The following is a 5,914-nucleotide window of genomic DNA, read 5'->3' as shown; positions in this document are numbered from 1 at the left end:
TCCATCGGTGAGCCGGGTACACAGCTGACGATGCGTACGTTCCACATTGGTGGTGCGGCATCCCGTTCTTCTGCTGCCGACAGCGTACAGGTTAAGAACGCTGGTAAAGTTCGCCTGCACAACATGAAGACTGTAACGCGTGAAAACGGCGATCTGGTTGCTGTTTCCCGTTCTGGTTCGATTGCTCTGGCAGACGACCATGGCCGTGAGCGTGAGCTGTACAAGCTTCCTTACGGTGCTGTGATCAGTGTGAAAGACGGCGAGCTGGTAGAAGCTGGCCAGAAGGTCGCTAGCTGGGATCCACACACTCACCCAATCGTGACTGAAGTGGCCGGTAAGATCGAATTTGTCGGTATGGAAGAAGGTATTACCATCAACCGTACAACTGACGAACTGACGGGTCTGTCCAGTATCGAAGTTATCGATCCTAAAGATCGTCCAGCGGCCGGTAAAGATATCCGTCCGATGGTTAAGCTGGTTGACGAAAAAGGTAACGACGTTCACCTGCCAGGTACCAATGCACCGGCTCAGTACCTGCTGCCAGCCAACGCACTGGTTTCTCAGGAGAACGGTGCGATCGTGACTGTGGGTGACGTAATCGCACGTATCCCGCAGGAGACGTCAGGTAACAAAGACATTACCGGTGGTCTGCCACGAGTTGCTGACCTGTTCGAAGCACGTAAGCCAAAAGAGCCTGCAATCCTTGCAGAAATCTCTGGTACCGTGAGCTTCGGTAAAGAGACTAAAGGTAAGAAGCGTCTGGTTATTACGCCGAACGACGGCGGTGATCACTATGAAGAGCTGATTCCTAAGTGGCGTCACCTCAACGTGTTCGAAGGTGAACAGGTTGAGAAAGGTGAAGTTATCTCTGATGGTCCGTTCAACCCGCATGACATTCTGCGTCTGAAAGGTGTTGGCCATCTGGCGATGTACATCACCAACGAAGTGCAGGAAGTTTACCGTCTGCAGGGTGTAGGCATCGATGATAAGCACATCGAAGTCATCGTTCGTCAGATGCTGCGTAAAGTCATCATTGGTGAAAACGGCGACAGTAACTTCATTCCAGGTGATCAGGTGGAATACACCAACTTCCTGGAAGAGAACGAGAAGCTGGATGCGGCAGGTAAAATTGCTGCGAAAGGCGAGCGCGTTCTGCTGGGTATCACCAAAGCGTCTCTGGCAACCGAGTCGTTCATCTCTGCGGCTTCCTTCCAGGAAACCACTCGTGTACTCACCGAAGGTGCAGTTACCGGTAAGATGGACACCCTGCGTGGCCTGAAAGAGAACGTGGTTGTTGGTCGTCTGATCCCGGCGGGTACTGGTCTTACGTATCACGAAGAACGTAAGCGTAAGCGTCAGAGCCGTGAAGATGATCGTATGAAGGCGATGCCAGAATCGTTGACTGTATCTGCTGAGGATATGGAAGCGAAACTGAGCGAAGCGTTCAGCGATAAGTGATGCGTTAGCGTCACCCCCGCGAAAGCGGGGAGCCATAAAAAACGGGAGCTTAGGCTCCCGTTTTTTATGCTTCTGGTTCGTCACTTAGTCTTAGTTACCATGTTCATGGCAATTTGACTGCGGCATTTGCGAGATTGGTAGCCGCTATAAAGCCCGGGCCAATACTTAAAGCAAATTACACCCTTGAACATGATATTGTCGTATAGGATGAATTTAGGTTTGGGCAGAAGTGTGACTGATTTAGAGTGTTTTGAGTTTGAAAGTAATTGGTCTGATTCAAAAGAAAATGGCGGCTGGATTTTGTTATTTATGTCGTTACCATTTTTCGCGATCGATTTTTTCATGCTCTATCGTTTTGAAATCTTTGGGGTGATGAGCATTGTCGGAATACCACTGCTGATGGGTGCATTGTTACTGCTAAACCTAAGAGTGATGGTGAGGGTTGAGAAGAGTCATATCGTCAGTACATTTAGTGTCTGGCGGTTCAAGTGGGTCAAGTCTAAAGGCATTGGTCAATATCATTACGTCCGTATGAGCTGTCGCCCACCACCGGCCACTTCGGCTGCTTCTACAGAAAAACTATTCCAGGTAGATTTATGCTTATCAAAGACGCCACATTGGAGAGCAGGGGATTTAGATCTGTTTCGTTATATCGACTTCCCATGGGATGTTGACCCGGACGAGTACTTTTCCTTCGTCGATAAAATAGTCGAAGTTACAGGGAAGGAGCTGTTTGCTGGTGCGGAGTTGCCAACGAAATTTAAAACGTTTGTTAAAGAGAGGTATGGAGATATCTGATATCTCTCGTTTTAAATTACCTCTGTAGGGCATGTAGTCGCCGATCATTACGCACTTCGGAAGTATGATCCACGTTATGTCTCAGTTTGCCGGTTCGAGGGCATTCAGACAGGGACAATCAGTCGATCCATCGTTGCATTACTAGCAGGCCGATAACTAGGCTTGACTGTCCTTATGTCAGGGAGTATCATTCCGGCCCCTTTTATTGTGTGCGGACGTCTGCACACGTGAAATGTAATAACTGGAGTTTGCTTAATGGCTACAATCAATCAGCTGGTTCGTAAGCCTCGTAAGCGTAAGGTCGCTAAGAGCGACGTACCTGCTCTGCAGGCATGTCCTCAGCGTCGTGGTGTTTGTACTCGTGTGTACACAACTACCCCGAAAAAGCCTAACTCGGCACTGCGTAAAGTTTGCCGTGTACGCCTGACGAATGGTTTCGAAGTTACCTCATACATCGGCGGTGAAGGTCACAACCTTCAGGAACACAGCGTTGTTCTGATCCGTGGCGGTCGTGTAAAAGACTTGCCAGGTGTTCGTTATCACACTGTTCGCGGTTCACTGGATACTTCTGGTGTTGCTAACCGTAAACAGGGCCGTTCTAAGTACGGTGCTAAGCGTCCTAAGGGTTAATACCTTTAAGACATTGGATAAGAGTAAGGCTGTGCCATTTTTCGATAACGTTAAGTGCACAGGCTGACCTGAAGACCTAAAGAGGGCTTATCATGCCAAGAAGACGCGTCGCTGCGAAACGCGAGATTCTGCCAGATCCTAAGTTTGGAAATACTATTCTGGCGAAGTTTATGAACCACGTAATGATCAGTGGTAAGAAGTCTGTAGCCGAGAAAATCGTCTACGGTGCACTGGACACTGTTGCTTCTAAAAGCGGCAATGATCCAATCGAAATGTTCGAACAGTCTCTGGAAGCTATCCAGCCTATGGTTGAGGTTAAGAGCCGCCGTGTAGGTGGTGCTACTTACCAGGTGCCTGTTGAAGTTCGTCCTGCACGTCGTCAGGCACTGGCTATGCGCTGGTTGGTTGACGCTGCGCGTGGTCGTGGTGAAAAATCCATGGCTCAGCGTCTGGCGAACGAAATGATCGAAGCCTGTGAAGGTAAAGGTGCTGCGGTTAAGAAACGTGAAGACGTTCACCGTATGGCCGAAGCGAACAAAGCGTTCTCTCATTACCGCTTCTGATCGCTCAAAGGCTGTGTTCGTCCGAACGCAGCCTTTATCTCCTCCCTCTTTGGTTCTCCTCTTTTTCAGAAATCTAACAGATTAATTTCCTTTGTATTGCCAGTTCGTTGCTGGCTCGCATCGGCGCGATCTCCGGGTATACGAATGCGCTCCCTAATGCCCATGAAAGCAGGGCTGGGCAGGGCCGGGTCATTGACTGCCACTGTTTACTTATATTACGATTCGCGCCCTTAATATCTCATGTCAGGCGTTAATCTAATGTCTGACATCACTGTTCCAGACTGAGGTGTAGCTGTGGCACGTACAACGCCGATTGATCGCTATCGTAATATTGGTATCTGTGCGCACGTAGATGCGGGCAAAACTACCACCACTGAGCGAGTGCTGTTCTATACGGGTGTGTCTCACAAAATTGGTGAGGTGCATGACGGTGCAGCTACTATGGACTGGATGGAGCAGGAGCAGGAGCGTGGTATCACCATTACTTCTGCGGCCACGACCTGTTTCTGGGCCGGTATGGCTCAGCAATTCGATCAGCATCGTATTAACATCATTGATACCCCGGGGCACGTGGACTTCACCATTGAGGTGGAGCGTTCACTCCGTGTTCTGGATGGTGCTGTCGTAGTTTTGTGCGGATCGTCAGGTGTGCAGCCTCAGACTGAAACCGTATGGCGTCAGGCAAATAAGTACGAAGTGCCGCGTATGGTATTCGTCAATAAGATGGACCGTGCCGGTGCTGACTACTTCATGGTAGTTAACCAGTTGAAGGCCCGTCTTGGTGCGACGCCTGTGCCATTGCAGATCAATATTGGCGCTGAAGATGACTTCAAAGGTGTCGTCGACCTGATCAAAATGAAGGCCGTGATGTGGAATGAAGCCGATCAGGGGCTGACTTTCACCTATGAAGACATTCCAGCTGATCTGGTTGATACAGCCGAAGAGTGGCGCGAGAAACTGATTGAAGCAGCCGCAGAAGCCTCTGAAGAGTTGATGGACAAATACCTCGAAGGTGAAACGCTTTCCGAGGAAGAGATTAAAGCGGCTCTGCGTCAGCGCACACTGGCAAACGAGATTGTTCTCGTTACCTGTGGTTCTGCTTTCAAAAATAAAGGCGTACAGGCGGTTCTGGATGCGGTTATTGAATATCTGCCTTCGCCAACCGAAGTGAAAGCGATTGAAGGTATTCTTGACGATAAAGACGAGTCTGTCGGCGTTCGTCACTCCTCTGATGATGAGCCGTTTGCGGCGCTTGCTTTTAAAATCGCGACAGACCCCTTCGTTGGTACTCTGACGTTCGTCCGCGTGTACTCTGGAGTGCTGAACTCTGGCGACGCTGTGATGAACTCTGTTAAGTCTAAGCGTGAGCGCGTTGGTCGCATGGTTCAGATGCACGCCAACTCCCGTGAAGAGCTGAAGGAAGTTCGTGCAGGCGATATCGTCGCTTTGATTGGTCTGAAAGATGTCACAACAGGTGACACGCTCTGCGACCAGAAAGATATTATTACGCTTGAACGTATGGAGTTCCCGGACCCGGTTATCTCGGTGGCGGTTGAGCCTAAGTCTCAGGCCGACCAGGAGAAGATGGGCGTAGCTCTCGGTAAGCTGGCGCAGGAAGATCCGTCGTTCCGCGTCGAGACTGACGAAGAGTCAGGTCAGACCATTATCTCAGGTATGGGTGAACTCCACCTCGACATTATTGTCGATCGCATGAAGCGGGAATTTAAAGTCGAGTGTAATGTAGGTAAGCCTCAGGTGGCTTATCGCGAGAAAATTACCCGGACTGTTGAGATTAACAATAAGTTTGCGAAGCAATCCGGCGGTCGTGGTCAATACGGTCACGTGGTTATCCGATTTGAGCCGAGCGAAGAAGAAGGTCTCGAGTTCGTTAACGAGATTACTGGTGGTGTGATTCCGCGCGAATACATTCCATCGGTTGAAAAAGGTATTGAAGAGCAGATGAAAAACGGTGTTCTTGCTGGCTACCCATTGCTGGGTCTGAAGGCGACACTGTATGACGGCTCTTTCCATGACGTTGACTCGAATGAGATGGCGTTTAAAATTGCCGCGTCACAAGCAACCAAGCAGCTTTCACAGGAAGGCGATGCAGTACTGCTCGAGCCGATGATGAAGGTTGAAGTTGTTACCCCTGAAGACTACATGGGTGACGTTGTTGGCGACCTTAACCGTCGCCGCGGCATGATTTCAGGAATGGAAGATACACCGTCCGGTAAGGTGGTGAATGCGTCCGTACCGCTGGCAGAGATGTTCGGTTATGCCACCGATCTGCGCTCTGCAAGCCAGGGGCGGGCGACCTATTCCATGGAATTTGAGAAATATGCGGAAGCGCCATCAAACGTGGCCGATGCAATTATTAACAGATTTTAATTACTGACATTTGATGAGGTATTCTCATGGCTAAGGAAACGTTTGAACGTTCCAAACCCCACGTAAACGTGGGTACT

The 5,914-nt window shown here is 49.8% G+C and carries 4 protein-coding genes and 1 pseudogene; all 5 read left to right on the top strand.

The features are described from left to right. A pseudogene (locus B2067_RS14710) lies at positions 1–1,458 on the top strand (DNA-directed RNA polymerase subunit beta'); the annotation flags it as partial. Between the two features lie 231 nt (positions 1,459–1,689). Beyond that, the gene (locus B2067_RS14705; RefSeq protein WP_301388955.1) at positions 1,690–2,256 is read left to right on the top strand and encodes a hypothetical protein; all 567 of its coding nucleotides are present in this window, start codon (positions 1,690–1,692) and stop codon (positions 2,254–2,256) included. A 255-nt stretch (positions 2,257–2,511) separates the two neighbouring features. Next, positions 2,512–2,886, top strand: coding sequence for a 30S ribosomal protein S12 (rpsL, locus tag B2067_RS14700; protein ID WP_068441891.1), 375 nt, complete (start codon positions 2,512–2,514; stop codon positions 2,884–2,886). A gap of 92 nt (positions 2,887–2,978) precedes the next feature. Next, positions 2,979–3,449, top strand: a complete 471-nt coding sequence (gene rpsG, locus B2067_RS14695) for a 30S ribosomal protein S7 (RefSeq protein WP_068441893.1) — start codon at positions 2,979–2,981, stop codon at positions 3,447–3,449. A gap of 294 nt (positions 3,450–3,743) precedes the next feature. Beyond that, on the top strand, positions 3,744–5,837 hold the full coding sequence (fusA, locus tag B2067_RS14690; RefSeq protein ID WP_301388954.1) for an elongation factor G: 2,094 nt from the start codon (positions 3,744–3,746) through the stop codon (positions 5,835–5,837). The last annotated feature ends 77 nt before the right edge of the window (positions 5,838–5,914 follow it).

This window comes from Thalassolituus sp. UBA2590 (assembly GCF_002339775.1).
In the GTDB taxonomy this organism is placed as follows: domain Bacteria; phylum Pseudomonadota; class Gammaproteobacteria; order Pseudomonadales; family Oceanobacteraceae; genus Thalassolituus.
This window is presented reverse-complemented; position numbering and strand designations above follow the sequence as displayed.

Coding starts and splice junctions, on each gene's coding strand:
- rpsL (WP_068441891.1), top strand. CDS start 2,512: ATGGCTACAATCAATCAGCTGGTTCGTAAGCCTCGTAAGCGTAAGGTC.
- rpsG (WP_068441893.1), top strand. CDS start 2,979: ATGCCAAGAAGACGCGTCGCTGCGAAACGCGAGATTCTGCCAGATCCT.